Annotated in this window: 21 protein-coding genes; 3 read left to right on the forward strand and 18 right to left on the reverse strand. The window is 68.4% G+C overall.

The genetic code is table 11. The features are described 5' to 3' along the window. The first annotated feature begins 284 nt into the window (after positions 1 to 284). On the forward strand, positions 285 to 536 hold the full coding sequence (locus ACWEO7_RS28260) for a hypothetical protein (protein ID WP_280246944.1): 252 nt from the start codon (positions 285 to 287) through the stop codon (positions 534 to 536). Beyond that, positions 533 to 835 (forward strand): hypothetical protein, encoded by a 303-nt coding sequence (locus tag ACWEO7_RS28265; protein ID WP_280246943.1) that lies wholly within the window; start codon positions 533 to 535, stop codon positions 833 to 835. The genes ACWEO7_RS28260 and ACWEO7_RS28265 overlap by 4 nt, the downstream gene beginning before the upstream one ends. Before the next feature lie 107 nt (positions 836 to 942). On the opposite strand, the gene ACWEO7_RS28270 is transcribed toward ACWEO7_RS28265, so the two are convergent. From ACWEO7_RS28270 to ACWEO7_RS28355, 18 genes are read right to left on the reverse strand one after another with little or no spacing between them, the layout of a single operon-like run. Then, the gene (locus ACWEO7_RS28270; RefSeq protein ID WP_452427635.1) at positions 943 to 1,473 is read right to left on the reverse strand and encodes a DUF4913 domain-containing protein; all 531 of its coding nucleotides are present in this window, start codon (positions 1,471 to 1,473) and stop codon (positions 943 to 945) included. Positions 1,474 to 1,486: 13 nt separating this feature from the next. Then, entirely contained in the window at positions 1,487 to 3,901 is a 2,415-nt protein-coding gene (locus tag ACWEO7_RS28275) for a hypothetical protein (RefSeq protein WP_452427637.1), read from the reverse strand. A gap of 2 nt (positions 3,902 to 3,903) precedes the next feature. Next, positions 3,904 to 4,581 (reverse strand): DUF4913 domain-containing protein, encoded by a 678-nt coding sequence (locus ACWEO7_RS28280; RefSeq protein WP_452427639.1) that lies wholly within the window; start codon positions 4,579 to 4,581, stop codon positions 3,904 to 3,906. Further along, positions 4,578 to 6,521 (reverse strand): type IV secretory system conjugative DNA transfer family protein, encoded by a 1,944-nt coding sequence (locus tag ACWEO7_RS28285; RefSeq protein ID WP_452427641.1) that lies wholly within the window; start codon positions 6,519 to 6,521, stop codon positions 4,578 to 4,580. The genes ACWEO7_RS28280 and ACWEO7_RS28285 overlap by 4 nt, the downstream gene beginning before the upstream one ends. Next, on the reverse strand, positions 6,518 to 8,224 hold the full coding sequence (locus ACWEO7_RS28290; protein ID WP_452427643.1) for an ATP/GTP-binding protein: 1,707 nt from the start codon (positions 8,222 to 8,224) through the stop codon (positions 6,518 to 6,520). Before ACWEO7_RS28290 ends, ACWEO7_RS28285 begins: the two co-directional genes overlap by 4 nt. Position 8,225: 1 nt before the next feature. Next, the gene (locus ACWEO7_RS28295) at positions 8,226 to 9,752 is read right to left on the reverse strand and encodes an SCO6880 family protein (protein WP_452427645.1); all 1,527 of its coding nucleotides are present in this window, start codon (positions 9,750 to 9,752) and stop codon (positions 8,226 to 8,228) included. Between the two features lie 21 nt (positions 9,753 to 9,773). Beyond that, complete coding sequence (locus ACWEO7_RS28300) at positions 9,774 to 11,300, reverse strand: hypothetical protein (RefSeq protein ID WP_452427647.1); 1,527 nt, start codon at positions 11,298 to 11,300, stop codon at positions 9,774 to 9,776. After that, positions 11,294 to 12,136: a hypothetical protein gene (locus tag ACWEO7_RS28305; protein ID WP_452427649.1), complete on the reverse strand. Its 843-nt coding sequence runs from the start codon at positions 12,134 to 12,136 to the stop codon at positions 11,294 to 11,296. The genes ACWEO7_RS28300 and ACWEO7_RS28305 overlap by 7 nt, the downstream gene beginning before the upstream one ends. A 30-nt stretch (positions 12,137 to 12,166) precedes the next feature. Further along, positions 12,167 to 12,805, reverse strand: coding sequence for a hypothetical protein (locus tag ACWEO7_RS28310; RefSeq protein WP_452427651.1), 639 nt, complete (start codon positions 12,803 to 12,805; stop codon positions 12,167 to 12,169). 13 nt (positions 12,806 to 12,818) lie between these two features. Further along, complete coding sequence (locus ACWEO7_RS28315) at positions 12,819 to 13,052, reverse strand: hypothetical protein (RefSeq protein WP_280413588.1); 234 nt, start codon at positions 13,050 to 13,052, stop codon at positions 12,819 to 12,821. A gap of 26 nt (positions 13,053 to 13,078) precedes the next feature. Continuing rightward, positions 13,079 to 13,369, reverse strand: coding sequence for a hypothetical protein (locus ACWEO7_RS28320; protein WP_280184399.1), 291 nt, complete (start codon positions 13,367 to 13,369; stop codon positions 13,079 to 13,081). Between the two features lie 46 nt (positions 13,370 to 13,415). Continuing rightward, complete coding sequence (locus ACWEO7_RS28325) at positions 13,416 to 14,057, reverse strand: hypothetical protein (RefSeq protein ID WP_452427653.1); 642 nt, start codon at positions 14,055 to 14,057, stop codon at positions 13,416 to 13,418. Positions 14,058 to 14,068: 11 nt separating this feature from the next. Further along, on the reverse strand, positions 14,069 to 14,617 hold the full coding sequence (locus tag ACWEO7_RS28330; protein ID WP_452427655.1) for a hypothetical protein: 549 nt from the start codon (positions 14,615 to 14,617) through the stop codon (positions 14,069 to 14,071). A 1-nt stretch (position 14,618) separates the two neighbouring features. Then, positions 14,619 to 16,217 carry a peptidoglycan DD-metalloendopeptidase family protein gene (locus ACWEO7_RS28335; protein WP_452427657.1) on the reverse strand — a complete coding sequence of 533 codons (1,599 nt, stop codon included), beginning with the start codon at positions 16,215 to 16,217 and terminating at the stop codon, positions 14,619 to 14,621. Between the two features lie 57 nt (positions 16,218 to 16,274). Then, a complete protein-coding gene (locus tag ACWEO7_RS28340; RefSeq protein WP_452427658.1) occupies positions 16,275 to 17,798 on the reverse strand; it encodes a cutinase family protein in 1,524 nt (507 codons plus the stop codon). Beyond that, a complete protein-coding gene (locus ACWEO7_RS28345; RefSeq protein WP_452427660.1) occupies positions 17,795 to 18,661 on the reverse strand; it encodes a MinD/ParA family ATP-binding protein in 867 nt (288 codons plus the stop codon). Before ACWEO7_RS28345 ends, ACWEO7_RS28340 begins: the two co-directional genes overlap by 4 nt. After that, the gene (locus ACWEO7_RS28350; RefSeq protein WP_452427662.1) at positions 18,661 to 19,485 is read right to left on the reverse strand and encodes a hypothetical protein; all 825 of its coding nucleotides are present in this window, start codon (positions 19,483 to 19,485) and stop codon (positions 18,661 to 18,663) included. The genes ACWEO7_RS28345 and ACWEO7_RS28350 overlap by 1 nt, the downstream gene beginning before the upstream one ends. 20 nt (positions 19,486 to 19,505) lie before the next feature. Continuing rightward, positions 19,506 to 20,663, reverse strand: a complete 1,158-nt coding sequence (locus tag ACWEO7_RS28355; protein WP_452427664.1) for a hypothetical protein — start codon at positions 20,661 to 20,663, stop codon at positions 19,506 to 19,508. Between the two features lie 95 nt (positions 20,664 to 20,758). Here ACWEO7_RS28355 and ACWEO7_RS28360 point away from each other — a divergent pair. Beyond that, positions 20,759 to 21,296, forward strand: a 538-nt coding sequence (locus ACWEO7_RS28360) for a helix-turn-helix domain-containing protein (RefSeq protein WP_452427666.1), incomplete at its 3' end; no start/stop codon positions are given.

A 21,296-nucleotide genomic window follows, 5' to 3' on the forward strand; every position in this document is an offset into this window, starting at 1 on the left:
CCGCCGTCACGGCGATTGCCGCAGTCGCCAGAGCCGTCCTCGAAGCGATTCGGATGACACAGGGCTGAGGCCCTGCCGTCCACGGTGCGTCACCACCGTGGGCGAGATGCCCGGCCGCGGGGCCGGGCATCTGCATCCGCATCGCTTGATGTCCGACCCTAGCCCGCCCGGTCCCATACCGGTGGCACGATGCGCCGACGGATCCGCCGTCAGTCGTGAAGGGCAAGCCGATCGGCGTCAGCCGGGGGCTGACTCTCGGTACGGCTGCGGGTAGGGTCTGGGGTATGGCTCGCAAAACGACGAAGGTGACCTTGTCGCTGGAGAACGAGGCCTGGCGCATCGCGCAGAAGCACGCCGAACTTGCCGGGCAATCCCCGTCCGCGTGGCTCTCGCGCGCCGCGCGCAACGAGGCCGTACGGTCGTTCGTCCCCCCGAGCTACGACGAGGCTGCCGCCGAAGCCCAGGCCGCCGCCGAAGAGGCCGAGTACGCCGCCTCGCTCGCCGACCACCACAAGCGCTCCCAAGGCGCCGCGTGAGGCTGACCCGAGGCGACATTCACAACTACGGTCAACCCGGCGCGGCGATGCAGAAGATCGTGCTGCTCGTGTCCAACCAAGCGGTACTCGACTCCGCGCGCCCCTGGTTCATGGCCCTGGACCTGCTCGACACCGACGACCGCGACGTGCTGACCGTGCGCATCCCCGGCCACGGATTCGTCAACACCGCCGCCACCCACCGCGTGTACCGGCCTTGGGTTGGCGACCGTATCGACAGTGTTGCCCCCGACACCGTCGAGCACGTCGAAGCCGCCCTGCGTACCTCCCTGGATCTGTGATCGCCCAGCACCAGCCTGCGCGCCGCGTCGAGCGAGGAAGGGCGGCACGGTAGGCCCGTTGCCGTCCGACCACACCGATGAGCCGGGACACGATCGAATCACCCGGCCTAGGTCGGCGTTCCTTCTTCCGGTGGATCCATACAGGGCAGGCCTGCCGCGTCGGGTCCGGCGTAGTGCTTGGCCGGTGTGCACCGGCTGAACGGGCCGTCTTTGGCCAGCAGCCTCCCCATATGGAGGTCGGCGACTGCCCACCAGGTCAGCATGCCCTCAGCAGTCGCCTCCAACTGCATCCAACGCTGAAACAGCGGAGTGAGCCGTTCAACAGCCTCCTCATGCCTCCACCACTGCGCGCACCAGCAATGGCCGGAGTCCACACCGGCAACATCGCGCCAATAGACCACCGACAGGTAGTCGTTCACCCACTGCCCCACATCCGCATACCGCGGAGCCGTGCTTTCGGCCGCGGCCGCTGTCAATTCGGCGAGCTTGTCTTTCACCGCCCGCGCCGCGAGCGCCTCGATATCAGCAATGAGCTGCGGATCGGCCTCGAACGCCTCCTCCAGTTTCTGAGCCACGATCTCGCTCTGACGCTTCTTGAGCTGCCGGTCGACCTCGGCGTCGATCCGCTGTTCGTTCATACCCGCGCCCCGCTCAGCGGCCCTGCTCGTGCGACCGGTGCGGCGAACCCATCTGCGGACCAGCCGATGGCGGTGTTGTGTGCGACGCGGACTGCACCGCCGAGTCCGGCGCGGTGGCGAACGCGCGGTAGACAATCCGCAGTGCTTGCGCGGCCGCGGGATCCATCCCGGCCAAACGCGCCTCGAACGCGGCAATGTCGCCCGGCGAATGGCGCCCTCCACGGCGATTGGCCAAAATCTGATTCACCACGTCATCAACCGCGCCTCCCGCATTCTGGTCTGCCGACTCGACGCCGTGCCCCTGGCCAGCCGTACGGCGCATCTTCCAAATCGACAGCCTGGTCGCGTCGCGTGCGTCGGCGAATCGCAGATCCGCTACCGCGTCGGCGAGGACTTGCGGGTCAACCCCCGCGCTGACCAGCCCGCGGAATGTCGTTTCCACGCTCTGGCGCCACCCCGGCCGGCTGATCACCCAATCAGGGACGCGGCCCTGGACCAAGCTGGCCAAACTGGGCGTCTTCGGCTGCGGGCCTGCAGGCCTGCCCGCCCGAGCCTGCTGCGAACGGGCCGCCTCCTGCCCGCTACGCCTCGGCTGCCCGGCACCTGCGCCGGTCTTCGCCGTCTGTCCTTGCGCGCCGGTGTTCGATTGCTGCTGTGCCCCTTCCTTGTTCAGGGTACTGGTGTAGGAGCGCCACATCTTGATCAACTCGTCGGCGTCACGCGCTGCGGTGCCCGGTGCGACCGCGCCCAAAGTCTCGAGGGCTTCGGCCCATCGGCGCGCCTCATGGGTTTCGTAATCACGCACCAGATCCGCGCGGGCACCGGCGCGCTCGGACTCGGGTACCGCGTCGAGATGGGCGGCGAAGGCCATGTAGGCGATCGGGTCTCGCGTTTGCAGCCACGATTGCGCCCGGTCGAAAACCTCCTGCTCGGTGTCGGATTCGGCGGTGAGCACATGCTGACCGGCGGTATGCGAGCGCCACGCCGCCAACAACTGGCTCGGGGTGCGGGTAGGTACGGACTCGGCCAGGGTTCGGGCCTCGCGTGCCTCGCTGGCCCACGTTTCGGCCTGCATGTGGTGGTAGTCGGCGACCATGTCCGCATCCCGCGCGGTGGTCTCGGTCGGCGGGCGATTGGGATCGCTGTGCCAATCCTGCCAATCTCGCCACAGATCCGGGTCCTGCTGCTGCACGCGGGTGGCAGCCTGAACCTGTTCGGCCCACCGCTGTTCCAACGGCGGCGCGCTGACATCGGGATCCCACGCCGGTGGGGGCTTGCCCGCCGCCAGCCACACCCGCCGCGCGATCTGGTCGAGACCGTCGTCAGGGTGCTGCGCGGCCGTGCGCGCGAATCCGTGTTTCCACAGGTCATCACCGACCTCGGCGGCCCACTGTGTCGCCTGCTCGACTTCATAGCGGTGCACCAGCGCCGCATCCGCGCGCCGCGGGTCGATCGAGCGCATGCGCCGCCACTCGTCATAGCCGTCCGGATCGAAGTCCGATACCCATTCGTGGGCGCGGTCGAGCTGGGCGGCGAAGGCCAGCCCTGAAAGCTGCGCAAGATCCGGATGCGCAAGACCCTCGCGCTCGCGGGCCCGCCACGCCAGCCACAAGTCGGTCATCCGTGCCGAAGGTTTCTCACTGGCGTCATCACCGCTGTCGCTGTCGAGGATGAGTGCGGCGAACAGTGCCAGGTCCGCGGCTTGATTGTTCACCGCCCACCGTGTCGCTTCCGCCGCGCGCCAATCCGCCAGCATCGCCGGAGTCAGCGCCTCCGTCCCGGTCAACCCCTGGTGGCGTTCATAGACCGCCCGCGCCGCCGCCATGTCGGCCTGGTCGAGGGCGGCCCGGACCTCCCGCATACGTTCTGGGCCCAGATGGGCGGTCAAGCCGTCGAGGGTGGCGGGGCGGATCCGGTCGTGCTCGGCCGCCAACTGGGCGACCGCTGTCGCGTCGCTGGTGTTCGCGCGGGAGATATCGGTGTCGGTGATGCCCAGTGCGAGACCCGGCCGCGCTGTCGGCTCCGCGCGGCGCGCGAATTCCTTTCCGGCCGCCTGCAACTGGGCAGGATCCATGCCGAAACCGCGCATGTAGGTTTCAACCCACTCGGCGACTTCCTTGGCCATCGGCAGCTGGTCACGCCACGCGACCGCGTCACGGTAGACATCGGCGATGGTAGCGGGAGTGATCGACGCGAGGGTGCGCATGGTGCCGCGCATCGCGCGCAGCCGATCTTCGGCCAGCTTGCGTTCGGCATTGATCCGACGTTGGATATCGCGCCCGGAGGAACCACCGGCGGCCAGCTCACGGCGCAACAGCAGCTCGCGGCGGCGGGCATACAATTCACCGAGTTTGGCAGCCGCCAGCACCGCCGTGCGCAGCGCGGCCGCCAGCTCCTTGCCGGGATCTTCCAACGGCGGCGTAGTCATGATCAGATCCCTTCGTCGTCGGTGTCGTGAAACTCCTGCTCATCCGGTCCGTCGGCAGCGGGAGGGGTTGCCGGTGTCCGGCTGGTCTCATGTGGCCAGTTCGGCGGCATCGGAGTGTGGGTGAGCGGCGCTACGGCGTCGCCCTGGTACTCGTGGCCCTTGATCGCGTGGCAGAAGGTGAACGGGCCCTCAGGGTCCATCAGTGCCCGCATGGTCGGATCGGCGTAGGACTTCAGCCAGTCCGCGATGCCGGTGAGGCCTTCATGGCGGTGATACTCATAGGCTCGCCACAGCGCTTCGATCCGGTAATGCGCCCCAACATGTTTCCACCAGTCCGGGCACCATTTCAAAGACGTCGACTCCGGGTTGAATGCATAAATTTCAAACAACAGTTCCGTGCAGAAATCCTCAAGATTCTTGTACCCCAACTGCGGGGCCGGGCCGCTCTTGCCGGTGGCCAGCGCCTGCGCCTGCTCTGCCGCGATTTTCGTGGCCAGCTGGTCGAGCTGCCGGCCGATGCGCCCTCCGCCGACAGTGTTGATCGCCTCCACGATCTTGCGGTCGGCGAGAGTGTTCGCGATATCGCGCACACTGGTCGGAAACCGCTTCTCCATCAGTTCCGCGAACCGGAAACCGACCCGCAGATCCAGCGACAGGTCCTCGGGATCAAACTCGCTCATGGCAATACGTCCTCGATGTCAGTGGATTGGGTCAGCGTGGGCAGCGGTGCGGTCGTCGGCAGCGCGGCGGGCCTCCGGCGCGCCAGCTTTCGAGCCCACTGCCTACGCCGTGGCGCGATCGCTGGCTGCTCGGGCTTGCTGAACTTGGTGGCCGGGTCGTAGGCGGCCAGCGAGGCGGAAATCTCCGCGGCGTACGGGCGATCCCAGTACGGGACCGGCCGCACTAGCGCGGGCCGCCCGCGCCAGAGGATCACCACGCGTCCGCGTGGCAGCTGCGCCAGATGCGCCACCGGGAGAATTTTGTGTTCGCGGGTATCGCGGCTGACCGAGGTATGCCCGCCAGTCATCGACAGGAAATCCGACGGGCGCGAAACGTTCGTCGATGTAGCGATCTCCCAGCGTGGCCCGATGAGATCGCTGAACTTGCTCAGTGACGTCTCGTCGGCGACACCGCCGCCATAGCAGCGGATGCTCGCAGCGTCCCACAGTTGTTGCATGCCTTCGGCGCCGAAGCAGTTCACCCCCTGCGACCAGTTCTGCAGGATGGCCATCATGAGAATGCCGCGGCCGCCGTAGTGGCTGAACTTGCCCGGCAGATCAGGCCATTTGATGACGTTGGCCAGCTCGTCGAGTGCCACGACCATCGGCACGGGCAACCGGCCTCCGCACGCCTCACCATGGCGCTCGGCGGCATCGCAGGTCGCCCACGTCAACGCCGTGGCCAACGCTCCGGCGCTGTCCACGCCTTCCTTGGACAAGATGTAGAGGGTGGAGGGTGTGGTGACGAACCGGCGCGCATCAAACTGTGGCCGCCCCGGGGCCGGGGTCACCCATTTGCGCACGCTCGGGCGCGACAGAATGTTGGTCATCTTCTTCGCGGTGCCGAACAAACCGTCTTTCTGCCGTGCGGAGTAGCCGATGAACCTCGACAAGGCTGTTGCTGCGGTGTCGAATTCGCTCTTGCGCAGATGTTGCAGCGGTTGTGGGGTCGGGTCGGTGATCCAGTCGTATACGCGAGTGATCGGCTCGTCTTCGACCGCTGCGGCCAGCAAGAGCCGAGCCACCAGGTCGCGGCCCTCCGGATCGAAGAACGCATCTGGACGCGAGCCCGGTGGCATCGTGGCGGCAAGGAAGATGTCGGCCAGCTTCTCCGCGCGGTCCGGCCACATCTCGCGATCGTCCATCGTGATCGCCGACAGCGGATCCCACCAGAATTGCGGCTCCCCGGAACCGGTAATGCGCTGCGGATCGAACACGAAAACTTTCCCCTTGTCGAGCTTTTCGCGCACACCGCGGGTGGCGTCGACGACATCGCGGCGATTGGAGGTCACCACGCACGGTCCTGGCGCTTCCACGATCGCGGAGATCACGCGGCTGGTGGTTTTACCGAAGCGTGGTCCCCAGATGTCGACCGACAGCGATTCGCAATCGCTGTAGAGCATCCGGTCGGGATGCTGCTGGGTCCTGACGTGGTCGTAGCCGGGGGTGCCGCGCGGGGTGACCAGAACGCCCAAGGGAATGCCCGGCCAGGTCGTGCTGCGCAGTCGCGCGGCGGTGGCCCAACCCGCATCGCGGCTCAGCGCCGCCACATCCGCAGGCTTGGCCATCCACTGCGCGACGAAATCGAATCGGCGGCCGCCGTGCGCGGTGTCGCGCACGCGCCGCCACCAGCTGCGCACCACCCACGCCAGCGCCACCAGTTGCGCGATGACGAACACCAGCGCCAACGCGGTAGCCGGAATCGTCCATGATTGGCGGCCGGATCCCCACGCCAGCAACACCATCAGCGGATTGCCCGGATGCGCGCCGCCCAGCCACAGCGACAGCCACACGGTCGCTGTGGCATCGACCCACAACCCCAGCAGCCCGATCGCCACGTAGAAGGTCGCGTGCGTATCGCCGGCATAGATCGGGCGGTCGGTGCTCGACGGCTGCTTCATGCCGCTCGCACCCCCGCGAACCTGGTATCGGTATCGTGCCAGCCGCGTTCGATCTCTATCCGGGTGAATCGGGTCTCGAAGGGTGAGCCCGGCACCCGCTGAGTGCCCTGCTTGAGTAGGAATTTGCCGCGGCCTGGTGAAGCGGCTTGGCGGCCGGTGGCCGCGTCGTACATCCCCGGTGTGCTCCACGCCGAGACCATCGCCCGATCGGCAGCGGTGAACGGGATGATCTGGTCGAGCGCGTTCATCTCATCGCGGGGCAGTGCACCGACGATCACCGCGCCCGCCCGCTCGATGAAGCCTTTGGCCTTCTTGATGTCGGATTCGGACTCGAGCGATTCGAGGTCTTTGACCGTGTGGGTGATCATCAGCAGCGCCGTGCCCAGCGTGCGGGTCAACCGTGTCGTGGCGTTGATCCGCTCCACCATGCCCGGCCCGGCGTTGAGCACCCGCCACAGCTCATCGATCAGCGTCAAGAACGTGCGCTGCGGCGCCAGACCCGCATCGGCGAGAGTGTGCGCGGCCTCGACCGCGCCGAATCCGTCCTCCCAGCAGGCGAACATCACCGCGGCCAACAATTTGTCGTCACCGGCCGACAACGCGGAGATATCCACACACACCGCGGCCGGTACCTCGTCGGCCAGGTTCAGCGGCTGGGTGGTCGGACCGGCGAACACCGTACCGAGATCGCCGTCGAGCAGCGCGTCCAGCGTCGCCAGCAGTCCGCTGACGATGTCGATGTAGCCGGTCTTCTCGCGGGCGCGGGCGCGGCGCACGAGCTGGTCGGGCGCGGCTTCGATCAGCTCCACCAGATCCTTGATCAGCGGCGGTTGGGTCGGGGAGAAACGCGGATCTTCGTCCAGCATCCGCAGCGCCTGGCCGAGGATGTTGCGTTCGATCTGAGCGAGTCGTTCGCCGCGTTCGATCTCGCACAATCCCTGCACAAGCCGTCGACGGCGAGCAAGCACTTCTGCCCGGACCTTCGCCGCCAAGTCGGCGCGCCCGGCATTCAGCAGGCGCGGCACGATCGAGCCGAGCGCACCGAGGGCCAGGGGATTGAGGTGGCCGTGGCCGTGGCCTAGGCCGATCACCACGCCACCGAGGTCGTCGACGAGTTTGGTGTATTCACCCTTGGTGTCGGCGAAAATGATCGGGCAGCGTCCGGCCGCGACTTCCCCGATCACCAGTTCGCGCGCCAAGCTGGACTTGCCGAACGACGGCAACCCGAGAATGAACAAGCTCGGTGTGACCTGGGTTCGCGACCAGTAGGTCGCCGAGGTCGGGTCGTAGCAGAACGTGCCGCCGGTGTGGGAGTTGATGCCCAGCGGTGTGCCGACCAACGGGTGGGTGTCACCGACCGGGAACGGGTACAACCCGCACGCCTGCACCGTGGTGGACCTGAAGCGTGGTGGCGGGTCGACCACGCCCATCGCTCCCCCGCCTGGCCCTTCCAGTCCTCTGCGTGTCAGGCGATGAGCCCTGCGCCAGGTCGGCTCCCGGCGGGATGGATCGCGCGCGGCTTCCTCGGCGCGGTAGCGTTCGGCGTCGGCCTTGGCTTTGGCGCGCGCTGCTTCCCGGCGGCGACGTCGCCCCAGCATCAGCGCGTCCGGGGAGGCGGGTCGGGGTTTCGGGGTGCGCGTCTCATACGAGCGCAGGAGATGGTCTTCGACGAACCGGCGCGTGCCGTACAGCGGTCGGCGCATCTCATTCTCCTTGCAGCGCGCGGCTGACGGTTGCGTGGTCGGGCAGCAGAACACCGATGCCCAGGCCGGCTTGGAAGGCTGCTGCCTGCTGGCCGAAGGCCGGGCGGATCCGCATGTGCGCGCCGGTGGCCATATCGCGGGCGATGTCGCCATAGGAGTCGAGTTCGTCACGGGTGGTGGCGGAGACGGTGATCACCAGGTCGTAGTCGGTGACGCCCGCGCCGCGTGCCTGCTCTTCACGAGCTTGGTTGGTTGCCGCGACTTTGAGATTGGCGCGCGCTGTGGTCAATCCTCGGGTGGAGGTCACTTCGCCGACCGCGGAGAGCATGTCCGCGTCCACACTCTCGGCAGCGTCCGCAGGCGAGAGTGGTCGATGGGTCAACGTCACCCGTTTGCGGGGAACATCCGCGCGGCCGGCGATCAGCGGCCGCAGCACCGTCTCGTCGAAGAATCCGCGTGGCGGGTCCACCATCACCCAGGTGCGGGAGTATGCGCTGTCGTGGGAATAGGTCTGCTTGTCGAGTTCGTCGGCTGCCAATGGACCGGCGTCGGTCCAGTCGATGACCTCACCCGGTGGCACCGCGCCACGGTGGCGCAGCAGCTTTTCCACGGCCATTTCGGTCTCGGGCCGCGGGTCGTAGCAGCGGCGCACCGTCGCGGTGATTTCGTGGTCGGACATCGGTTCGGCGATCACCTGGCAGCGGCTGAGGTGCTCACACAACTCCGGTAACCGGCCCGCCAGCTCGCCGATCATCACCATCGGGTCCTTGCGCTTGGCCTCGGTGCGCGCATTCCAGGTGATCGCGATGCGGGTATGCAGTTGGTAGCCGGTGCGGTCGGCGGCCTGCCCCGCTCCGGCCTGACGTAGCCATTCGCGCGCGTTCGCTGGTGCGGCGGCGCTTTCGATCCGCGTCATCTCCGTGTGCAAGCGAGCGCCGGTCTCCGGCGTGGTTTCCAGCACGGTGACCATCGCGGCGACGTCCCCGGGTTCGGCGATCTTGGCCAGGAACGCCCCCCACTCGGCGACCATGAGGTTGATCATGTCTTGCTCCATCCCGGCCAGCCCGCGCGGTGAACAGCGCAGCACCGCGGTGTATTGGCTGGTGGAGTGCATGCGGATCATGCCGAACCGTCGACCGTATTTGTCAGTGCCCCACCACATTTCGGTGCCCGCAGCGATGCCTGGCAGCCTGGTGCGGCCACCAGGGGCATGCGAGAGCGGCCCGGCACGCAGCACGTTGCGGCCCGACCGCTTCTGCCGCCGCCACGCCCATTCCAGCAGGAAGAACTCATAGCCGGTTTTGCCGTTGAGCCGCAGACTCATCGGCACCGCCGCCAGCACCGACAGTCCCGCCCAGCCCAGCCCGATCAGGGGCAGGCCCATCATCGAAATGATGACCCCCACCACGATCGAGGCGAAGATCGTGTAGAACACTCTGCGCGGCAGACCGAAGGCGAAGGTCCGGCGCACTTCGTGACCGGCGCCGTAGGTGCGTCGTGCGTTCGGGTCCAGTTGCTGATTCACCATGAATTCGTTGACTTTCCCTGATCAGAAGTGACCATCCGACCGTCCGCCCGTCGGGGGGACCGATCCCGAAGGCCCCGAGGGGGGTGGCAGGTCCGGTGACCCGGTGCCGCGCTGCGCACCGTCGGCAAGGATCTGCCCCGCCCCCTGGCCGATGTTCTGCACGCGCTGCGCCACCTGCGTTGCGGCGGCACCGATCGGCCCAGCCGCGGCCGCCACAGCGGCGCTGCCGCTGGCACCAGGGGCGGCGGGAGTGGCAGCACCACTACTTTGTGCCGGTGCGCCCATCCCGCCGAAGGGAGAGGGAGGTGTCGGCGTGGGCACCGCGCCGGTCGGTGCGTCGCCATCGGAGCGTCCTCCGCTGGCCGCCGGACTCTTGCCGCCCTCGCCGATCTGCGAAGCGCCTCTGGCGAAGCTGCCCGCCAGCGGGACCGCGCCGGTCGCCAGCAGCACGGCGCCCATCACCGCAGCGCCGCTTCCGCCGGAGACCTGGCCAGCCATGGGCACCAGCAGACGAACCAGCGCGGGCAACGCCAGCGCCGACAGCGTCAACAGGATCATTCCCGCCAACGCGCCTTGAGCGTCCTGGGCGCCGAACGCCAGCGCGAACGCCGTGCCGTAGATCAGCGCGGTCACCGGCGGGAACAGGAGGAACACCGTCGTCCAGGCGATGAGTTTCTTGTATGCCTGTCGGCCTGCCTCGGTGCCGGAGAACGACGCCGCCAGCGGCAAAACCCCCAGCACGAGTTTCGAGACCGCGATCTGCATCAGGATGAACACCATCTGGGCGACGACACCGCACACCCCGATCAACGCGAAGACGAACAGCAGGCCCGCACCCAATGTGCCGCCGAGTGATTCGATTTGCATGATTCGGTCGAGGGCGTGGGAGGGGTCGACGCCGCCGGCCATGGTCTCGAGCAACCACACCGACGCCGCGCGCATCGCGTCATCGGCCAACACGATCAGCCCGACGCCCATGCTGGAGACCAGCACGGTGCGCACCACCATCGTCGCCGCTTCGGTCGCGTGCTGGCTGCGCAGTTGCGCCGAGGCCACCGCGACGCGGCCGGTGGCGATCAGCACGCTGAAGGTGAACGCGCAGATCTGGAAGAACCGCAGGTATTCATGGACGTCACCGACCAGATCCGAGGTCGAGTCCGAGCTGGTTGCGGAGGTGATCGGGGTGCGGTACCACCAGGAGAACATCAGCGCGATGCCCTTCTTCCATCCCTCGGCGAATTCCACCGCGGCCTTACCGACCGCCCCCTTGAGCGCTTCCCCCGCAGCTTCACCCGGGTTGAGCGCGGCCGTGCCGACATCGCAGGCGCCCTCGACAAGTGTCCCGAGCGGTCCGGGAACATTCGCGCCCCACTCCCGGCAGTCGGCATACAGGTCGTTGTCGCTGGCCTGCGGGCTCGTCGTGGTGGCCGGGGTCGTGGGCTGCGGTGTCGCGGTGGAGCCGTCCGAAGGTTGAGCCGCGGCGATCGTCGGAATGAGGATCAGGGCCGCCACCATGGCCGCCATGATGATCAGCGTCCGTTTCACCATGGCGTCCACCCGACCAGGGACACCACCGTGCGTTGAGGCGCCGCAACGGTGGGCGCGCGCAACTTCCAGTCGCCCTCGCTCCATACGACATCCAGCGACAGGGTGCTGTAGGTGCCGGGATCCTTCGCGGGAACAGCGAACTGCAACGCGGCGAATTCGTCCTGCCACGCGGTCACTCGGAACGCCGCAGGCCTGGGGATCGTCGACGGCCGCGAGGTGTAGTCCCACTCTCGGGTGGCCTTTAGCTTCTCCAAATCGGCACGGCTGCCGACCATCTGCCGGGCGCTGATCACGTCGAAGTTGGTTCGGCTGGCCACCGCGCGCCAGAAGATGTGCAACGCCGCGATCGCCGCACCTTGGGGTGTTCGGGTGTAGCCGGTGGCCGCCACACCCTCGACGCGGGCCGGTCCATCGCTGGTCGAGAACGGCAGCACCGAAGGCTTGATCTCCTGCCACATCATTCCGGCGGGCGCCTCGACCGCAGCGCAGTTCGGCGGCACCTCGCATCGGTAGTCGCCACGTCCCACCCCGGACTGCCGAAGCGCCTGGCCTGCTGGATTGTTCGGATGCGCGACCGGCCGCCCCAGGCTGTCGGCAGACGGCGGCCCGAACCCGCCGTCAGCTGAGGGCGGGTTCGGGATCAGGCTGGTGGTGACCGTCGCCGACGTCGAGGCATGTGGGCCGGACGCTTCGTCGTCAGCGGTGACAAGACGGCCCGCCAGCACTCCGCCCGCGGCCACCAGGACGCAGGCGAGAAACCCGGCCGCGAGTACGAGGCTGGTCCGGTTGTGCATCCATCCCGATCGTGTCTCGGGCTGGTCGTCGCTGTCGGTCACGGCCTGGTCTCCCCTTCTTCGCATGTCCGTTCAGTGATGGAATTCGGTATAGCCGTGCAGGTTCGGCAGTTCGACTGGATCGGTGGGCACGCGGTCACCGCTGCCGGGAGCCGATGGGAGGGGAAGCTCGATCTTCCAATCCGCCTCGTGCCACACCATCCGCGTCGGCTGCGCGAACAACGGCCCCGACGGCATCCGGGTGGCCAGCCACACCGTCACCGCTTCCGGGGTCCAGCCCTCGAGGCGGAACCCGGCGAACTGCGCGGTGTGCGCCGGATCTGCTTCTTGGGTGATGGAGGCCATGACGCGTTCGGTGGCGTAGCGGTCGCGGCCTGGCCCGGCCAGCGCCACGGCCTTGGTCACGGCTGGCCAGATGCCGTCCGGCGCGAGAGAAAGCCGGGCTTGGCCCTGCATCGCGGCAGCGACCGCGCCCTGCGGGATCTGCCGATAGCGTGCCGGTGCGGCGCCGCTGACATCGGCGGGCCCCGCGGCGGTGTAGGGCACGTAGACCCCGCGGTAGAGCTGCCACCTCGCCGCGGACGGTGCGGCGGTCGTGTCCACCACCGAACTGGCTACGGGGTGGGTGTCCTCGCGGCTGCATCCGGTCATCGCTACGGCGGCAAGCAGACTCGTCGTCGCCGCCGCGAATAGTTTCGCGCGAATCCTCATCGTCGTGATGTCCTCAATTCAGCAGAACCGCGCCCCAGGCGCTGGCGCTGCCAGCGACCAGAGCACAGAGGGCTACGGTGATCACCCGGGTGCTCGCCTGCTTGAGGCTTTTCCCGGACTCGTAGTCCCGGGCGAATTCGACTCCTGCCCAGATGCCTCCGGCGATACAGGCGGCTAACACCAGCCACAGCACGTGACCCAGTAGCGACAGCAGCGGGCCGGTGACCTCGGCAGGCGGGGTGACCATCGCGTAACTCCCGGTCGGTGATCCGGTCACAGGAAGAACGACACCCACGCCGCGGCGCTGCCGGTGATCGCCGCGCCGATCGCGCACGCGACCGGGGCCATCTTCTGCCCTGACGAGGCGTGCCCTTCGCTGTAGGCGGCAGCGAACTTGACGCCGGAGAGGATGCCGTAGCCGACGATCGCGGCGGTGGCCAGCCACAGTCCGACACCCAACAGCAGTTGGATCTTGTCCGAGCCGGGCGGTTGGACGGGAGCGACCGGAATCTTGTCCCCCGTCTGCTGGGCCAGGACGTCGAACGCGGCGAGTGTGATGCTCATAGATTCGTTCCTTTCGGTTTGTCGAAACGTGTTGAGAGCCAACGGTTTATCCGGCCTCCGCCCGGCCGGAACGGTCTGTTGTCGGCGGCTGTTGACGCAGTTGCGTGACCGCTGCGCGGGCGGTGGTGAACAGCTGCTCGGCCAGTCCGGCGACCGGCGCGGGAGGTACTCGAGTGGGGTCGCGCTCGCCGACGCGGCGGGGGTGATCAGGTGTCCAGGCGGGCAGCTCGTGAGACTCCAGTGTTCGCCACGGCTCGATCCATCCGAGCCGCCACGGCACGGCGTGCAGGTCGCGGGCCAATGCCTCGACGGTGTCGCGGCGGGTGGCGGTCGGTTTCGATAGTGGCCGGTCGGAGTCGGCGACGGTGATCATGCCCAGCAACCGCACACCGGTGGGCGTGGCCTGGTGTGCGTGCGACAGCAGCGCGTGATGCACTGCGGCCAGTCCCGACATGTGTGTACGGCCCACCACCACGACGAACGGCGAGTCCAGGTCGCGGCCGATGCCGACCAAACCCGGCCACCGCCGGTGCGCGTCGCCGGCGTAGCTCAGTGAGCTCGCCAGCGCGGTGGTACCAGCCCCGCCGTGCGCACCGAGCAGCCACACCAACGGCGGGCGGCCCACCTGCCCGGGAACCCGCTGACTCCACATCGGCACCGGCGGCCAGTCGGAGTTGGTCAACACCATTGCCGCCTTCCTCACCAGGTCCGGTAGTCATCGACGCGCCAGCCGTCGCCGGTCTCGACGACGGTGACGGCCACACTGAACGGCGGCAGCGGCTCGCTACGACCATCCGGCCAGCGCACGGTTTGGCTCACCGCCACCTTGCGCGCCGCGGTGCCCGGCTGCTCGCGCGGTGGACGCTCGGCGCTGACGAACGTCGCCGCCTCGACCCGCGCGCCACTTTCTACCCAGCTCGCCCACTGCAACGACGCTGCCGGTGGAGCGGGCAGGTGTTCGATCCGAATCCGCATCGCCGGGCTCAACCAGGCCGCGACGCGGCGCAGCGAATCACCCGAGCTCTCGCGGCCGGGCACCAGCGTGTACAGCTCGCGCATCGCACCGGCGGCCACAGCATCGGGGCTCTGTCCCGCCACCGGACCAGACGCCGTCAGCGGGGTGGGGACGGTGGCCGGTGTCGACGTCACCGGTGGCGGGGGTGTCGAGTGGTCGCGCGCGCATCCGGCCACGGCCGCAGCGCACAGCGCCGCAACGATGATGCCGATCGAATGCCGGTTTCGGGTCACGTCACATCACCCGCCGCGCCCGCATCCCGCGCTGAAAATCCGCCTCGGTCACCGACTCACCCGACTGCGGGGCGTGAATCATCCGGCCGGGTCCGACCACGATGCCGACGTGCCCCGGTCCCGCCTCACCCCAGTTGCCGAACACCAGGTCACCGGGTTGTGCTTCCTCGAGCGGGATCTCCACGCCCACGCTCCACTGCTGCTCGCTGGTGCGCGGCAGGGTCACCGTGCCGTGGGAGGCGGCATGGATGGCATAGGAGGTGAACCCGGAGCAGTCGAAGCCACCGCCGGACGGGCCCGACGGCCCGCCCCCGCCCCAGACATATGGGGTGCCCAGATACTGGCGGGCCGCGGCGACGGTCTGATCGCCGAGCGGGCTGCCCGGCGCCGGGTCGAAACGGCCGCTGGCACCCGCGGAGCGGAACTGCGGCTCGGCCTCGACGATCACCCGCACGTAGTTCTGTGTCTCGCCATATGGGGGGACACCGCCGTACTTCAGCACCGCGCCCTCACCGGCGTTGTAGGCCGCCAGCGCCAGCGTTGCGGTGTCGCCGGAAACTGTTCCCTGCCTTTTCCATTCCTCGATCCGCGATGCCAGCGCACACATGTAGCGGCCTTGGCCGACGATTGCGTCACCGTCGTCCCACACGCTGGCGGTGCCGTTGCCGTCGGCGTCGATCACATACGGCTGCCCATCGGGTGCGAGCGAGGCCGCGGTGCCGGGAAGGAACTGCGCCAGCCCCTCAGCGCCTGCCGGTGAGGTCAGCCCTCGCCGGAACCCGGACTCCTGGCGGCCCTGCGCGGCCAGCAGTGAAGCAGTGATCTGCGGGCACAGCGAACCCGCCCGCCGATACCACCGATCGAGTTCGGCCGGGACAGTCCCATCGGCGAGCTGCCCGCCCTGAGTGCCGAACCCCGGCGGGCAACTCGGCACCGGTGCTTGTCCAGCCTTGTCCGGGGCGCCGGTGCCCGAACTTGTTGCCGCACCGGCAAGCCACGGCATCGGGTCGATCTGCGTTCCGCCGGTGAAGCGGCCACCCGGGACGACCTCGAAGTGCAGATGCGGACCGGTGGACTGACCCGCGTCGCCGACCGTGCCGATCTGCTGGCCTGCGCTGACCTGCTGGCGGACCCGCACACCGACTCCGTCGTCACGCATGTGTCCGTAGACCGTCGAGAAGGGTTGACCCTGCTCGCCGATGGAGTCGATGACGATCCAGTTGCCGAAGCCAGACGCTGGACCGGCCGCGACGACCACACCGTCGGCGGCCGCGTAGATAGGAGTGCCGATCTCTGCGGCGAAATCCACGCCTTTGTGCATTTCGCCCCACCTCGGGCCGAATCCACTCGCCAGTGTGTAGGTGCCCTCAGCCATCGGCATCACCCGCTCGCTGGCGTTTCCCGGTGCCATACCGAGCCCGGCGGGATCGGCCGCCGAGGACGCCACCACCGCCCCGGCCAGTACCGGCGCCGGGGAGGAATTCCCCGGCAGACAACTGGTCGAGGAACGATCGGCGTCGGCGAACATCACGACCATGACCGCGGTGAGCGTCACCATCCCGACGCCACCGACCGCCGCGGCCGCGCCAGCCGAACTCATCGCGCGCGCATCCCGTCGCGATCACGGTCATCACTCATCACCCCGCCGATTCCGCATCTACTTCGACGACACCGTGGTCGGGGACGCCGTCTTCGGCGGCACGACGACGGTGGTGGGCTGGTACGGCTGCGATGACGGGGTGGTGGCCTTCTCGCCGAGGGCCTTGGCCAGCGCGGCGAACCAGTCGACGGTGTAGCGGGCCGCTGTCTGCCCGTCGACGCCGACCTGGGCGACGTCGTAGGAGGTGTGCTGGGCACCGGAGTTCCAGTACCGCAGGTCGGTGGCCATCCTCACCAGGCCCGCATTGTCGGTCACGTCCTTGGTGACCTCATTGAAGATGTAGCGCACGCCGCTGGAAATCGTCGCGGGCGGAACGAGATCCAGCACCGCCCCCGCCAATTTCATCCCCAGATCAGCCAGAGCGCCGACAGGATTGGTCATCCCGACCGCCACGAGGGAGGCGATCGTGGCGGGGGTCAGAACCTTCTGGGCCACCGCGACCGCCGCGTTGAAACCCATCACGCCGGTCTTGATCACCGCGCGGATGATGTCGCTGTCGGCCTGCGATGTCACCGAACGCGGGTCGGAGTTCTCAGCGAGCCGCCCCAGAATCGTCTTGCCCGAGTTGTTGACCGAGAACCGGCCGTTGGAGAAGTTCACGTCGTTGTTGATCACCCCGGCCGCGGTCCGCAGCACCGAGCCACCAAGCGCGTCGGCGATCTCGGTGACCGTGCGCAACGGGTCCTGCGCCGAGAAATGAATCTGACCGCCCAGGTTGGCCAGTGTGCGTGCCAGCGGAGCATCCGCCGGTGTCGAGCATGCGACATCGCCGCCGTTGCACCAGGAAGCGACCATGCCGGTGAGCCGGCCATAACCGGTGTATCTGCCGACCTTCGGCGCCAGTCCCGCTCCCGGCGCCGGGGTGGGGTTGGCCAGCAGCAACTCCGACAGCACCGTCGTAGGCAGGCCAGCCGGAACTGTCGGTGACAGCCGCTGCGTGGTCCCCGGGAAGATGGCCGACTCGTTCTCCCTGATCGGTGAGGAGAACAACGACACCGCCGCGATCCGGTCGGCTCGCACCGGCGCGTTGGCATCACCGTTGCCGATCATCCGTGCGATTTCATCGGCGATCTGCGCGCCCTGGGAGAAGCCGATGATGGCGATCTTGGATTCCTTGCACCGGTTGCCGTACTCGGCGATCGTCCGTAGACCTTCGGCCAGGCCGCTGGTCATCGAATCGACGTAGGGCTTGTTCTGGAATCCGAAGTCCGCGGCGTAGGCCACAAGCTGGCGCGAGACGAACGGCTGCGCGGCCTGCAGCAGCGGCCGCGTGACCGCATCACCCAAGAAGCCCGAATCGACGGTGGGATTGGCCTGTTCACCGGACTGGCCAGTGCCGTGGAATCCGATGACATGCAACGGCGTGCACGGAATGGACGACTCCACCGCAGCCGACGGTGGAACCGGACTTACCTGCGGCTGAGCAGTCGCCGGGGCGGCACCGAACGCTGTAACCGCGGCGGCGGCCGCCACCACAGCGGCACTGCCGCGGCGAATGCGTACTCGGGTGGTTGTTGTCATCGCAGATCTCCCATCAAATGCACGTAGGCCGCGCGGGTGTGCCCGGCCAGGCGATGCCACGACACCGGCCCGCCTTCAGCCAGATGAAGGTCATAGGGAATCGCGACGACCGAGCGCACCCACGCGCCCAGGTGGGCGCGCAGGTGATGGATCGCGGCCGACCCGGCACCGGGAATCTGTTGCGTCACGACCAAGACCGCATCGGCGATGTGGAACTGACCGAAGTGGTCGTCGAGCCAGCGCAGCACCGGGATGAGCCGATTGAGCGCATCCGCCCGCGCGGCCACGGTGATCACCAACGCGATGCGCGGGTCGGCCAGCAGCGGTGACACCAGCCGGTTGCTCACCGGCGCACCAGCGTCATAGATCGGCAGTGCCCCCGCCGCTTCCAAATACCGGTGCACCGCGACATAGCTTTGACGCCCAGGCAACGGATCGGGAGTGCGCGCCAGCACCGCCGCGCCGGTCGAGGTGGCGCCGGTGAACGCCGACACCGTCGACGGCAACTGTGGTTGGTCGGTGGCCAGCCAGCTCTGCAGCGAACTCGCCGCCGCGACCGCATCACACCCGCGCGCGGCGAGGTCGCCGCCGCCGAGGGTGGCGTCCACAGCTACCGGCCACAGTTCACCGTCACTGCAGCTGGCGGCTGCGGCTGCCAGCCCGAGAGTCGTTGTCGTCGTACCGGATCCGCCTGAGCTGCCCACCACCAATACCGGCGGTGCTTCGGCGCGCAGCAGCCGCCCCCCTCCGCCACGCACCGCGACCAGGCCGGTTGGTGACCCCGGCGCAGCCGTTGCCTCGAGCCCGCAGACTTCCGCGTCGTCGCGACCGTTGAGTGCGCCCCAATCGACATGCAGCGTCATCAGTTGCCCCCCGCAGTAATCGAGGTGATCACGACTGCCCCGTCCCGTTGGGCGGTGGTGACCACTTGATCCCAGGACACCTCCGACTCGTCGGGATGCCGTTCGGCGATGTGCACGCTGAACCGGTCGCCGGTGACCGGGGTGATGGTGACGCAGTGCCGTGTCCCAGCCGGAGTGGTGGCGATCGCCGCGCGGGTCGCCTCGACCGATGCCGCGACGGCATCGGCTGCCAGCACCGAGCGGACCGCGTCGGCGTCGCGCAGTTCATACCAGGCGTACTGCTGAAACAGGATCACCCCGATCGCAGTGGCGCGGTCACCGGCGCTGGCACTGACCACCCGCCCCGGGGTCTGCACTTCCTCACACCACACTGGTGCGGCAGTCCTCGCCGACGGCGGAGTTGTCTCAACCGCGGGGACCGCTGTGGGCGCGGGTTTGGGTGCCGCCGAGGAGTTCTGGCCACCGGCAAGGGCAAGCCACGCCCCGCCGCCGACGACAGCCACTGCCGCGACCGTCCCCGCGGCCGAGGCGAAACGTTCGAACGCGCGTCGGCGTCGCATCGCGTGATCTGCGCGGCGACGGGTCTGGGCAGCCAACTCCGCCACCGGGTCATCAACGGCAGCCAGAGGCCGTTCCCGTTCATCGACCTGTTGAGCCTGATCATCGAACACCGTCCCGCGCCCCCCGGGGACCAGGGGCGCCGCGTCGGGGTCGTCAACCCAGCCCAGCCACCCCGCGTCCCCGTCTGCGGCCACGGATTCCTCGGCGACGGCCGCGGACAGCGGCGGCAACACCCACTGCCTGTCACTGGTTCGATCGTCCACCGAAGTCACCCCCGTCTCCCCTACGCCGCCGCGATGGTCTGGGCAGCGCCGATCAACTCGTTCAACGGCGCCGCGACTGCACCGAACTGCGCCGGATCCAACATCGGGATCCCCGCGATGGCATCACGCAGCGAGGTCACGGCCTGTTCCACAACCGGGTGCACCGCAGCGACCTGGTCGGCTACCGCGCTGATCTGCGGAGCAGCCTGCTCGATCTGCTGCGCCACCTGCCCGGCGACCTGCACCACCTGCTCCTGCACCACGACCGGCTCTGGGACGGGTCCTGGCGCGGGAATCGGGTCACCCGAGACAGCCGGGGCCGGAGGCGGGGTGTCCAAGGGGTTGGGAACCGGAGCGATGTCGGTGCCGCCGCCGATCGCCCCACCCACTGCCCCACCGACGAGAGCACCAGCGGCAGCACCGGCGGCGAAAGCGGGCAGGCCGAGCACCGCAGTGCCGACCATGCAACCACCCATGCCACCGAGTACCGCCATCCCCGGTGCACCCACGACGGTCGGTGCACCGAGGGCAAACCCGGCGGCAGCGCCGATCGCCCCACCGATGAAGCAGCCGGGCAGCGCGCCCAAGGGCGTGGTGATCACGGCACCGGCGTATCCGCCCAACCCCGCACCCGCCAGCGTGCTCGCCGCACGACGATCGCTCTCGTCCTTGCTGAATCCGATCTGGTCGTAGCCGGCCGCGACCCACCACTCCGCCCAGTTCGACCACGCCTGAGCCTCGCTCACCAGCGCCGGATCCACCCAGTCGGGAACATCGAGTGTGGTCGAGCCAAACCGGAAGGTGTCCGGACGTGGCGGCGCGGCCTCGGCAGGGGGCTCGACCACCGGCTGCTCGTCGGCTTCACCAGCATCCGGCACGTTCTCCAACTCCGGCGATGCCTCCGCCCGCGGTGCGCGCGGCTGGATCACCGTCTGCGCCTGCGGCTGTTGCTGACTCGGGCGCGGGCGCGCGGGAACCGGCGGCGGAGGCGGCAGATACGCGGCCTGCCTGCTCTCTGGTTGCGTCGGTGGTGTCGGTGTCGTCGACAACCCGGGCTGTCCTTGGCCTGGAGCGGCCAACCCGGGCTGCCCCGGGGCAGCGTGCGCGGTGGCCGCGCCGACCGCCGCCACCAAAGGCAATGCCGCCAGTGCGGTCAAACGTCTACGGGTCCTTGCCATTGCACTCCTCCAAAACTGTATTCGACTTTATTATAGAACTTTACTGCGGTAATCAATTGTGACACTTTGTGACAACACAACCGGGGTGCGGCAGCATGGCCGACCATGTACGGGTGCGCCGGATGAGCCGCATACAGTTGCTCGGCTTCCGTCCCGATCGCCTGCTGGAAGAGCGCGAGAAGAAGGGCTGGTCCCAAGGCGACCTCGCTCTGCGGATCACCGCTGTGCTGCGCGAGCAAGCCGGATTCGACGTCGACGACGACCGCGGACCGAAAATCACCACCAGCGCGATATCCACCTGGGAACGCGGCAGATCCACCCCCACCGCCGACAACCTCGCTGCCGCAGCGGGATTGCTCGGCGTCTCGATGGACTACCTCGTCGACGTCCCCGAACAAGAGCGCACGCTGCGCACCCTCCGGGAACTGTCCGGGCGCACCCAGCCGACGCTCGCCGCCCAAGCCGGAGTCTCGAGCGGACTTCTGGCATCCCTGGAACGCGGACACGCCTCGCTCACCGACGAAGTCGCCACCCGCCTCGCCGAACAACTGGACCTGCCCGTCGAGAACGTTCGTGCCGCCTACCTGCGAGGCCGACGGCACCGTCTCGCTGCGCCCGGGGCCACCCCCGGGC

The organism is Nocardia sp. NPDC004260 (assembly GCF_053603155.1).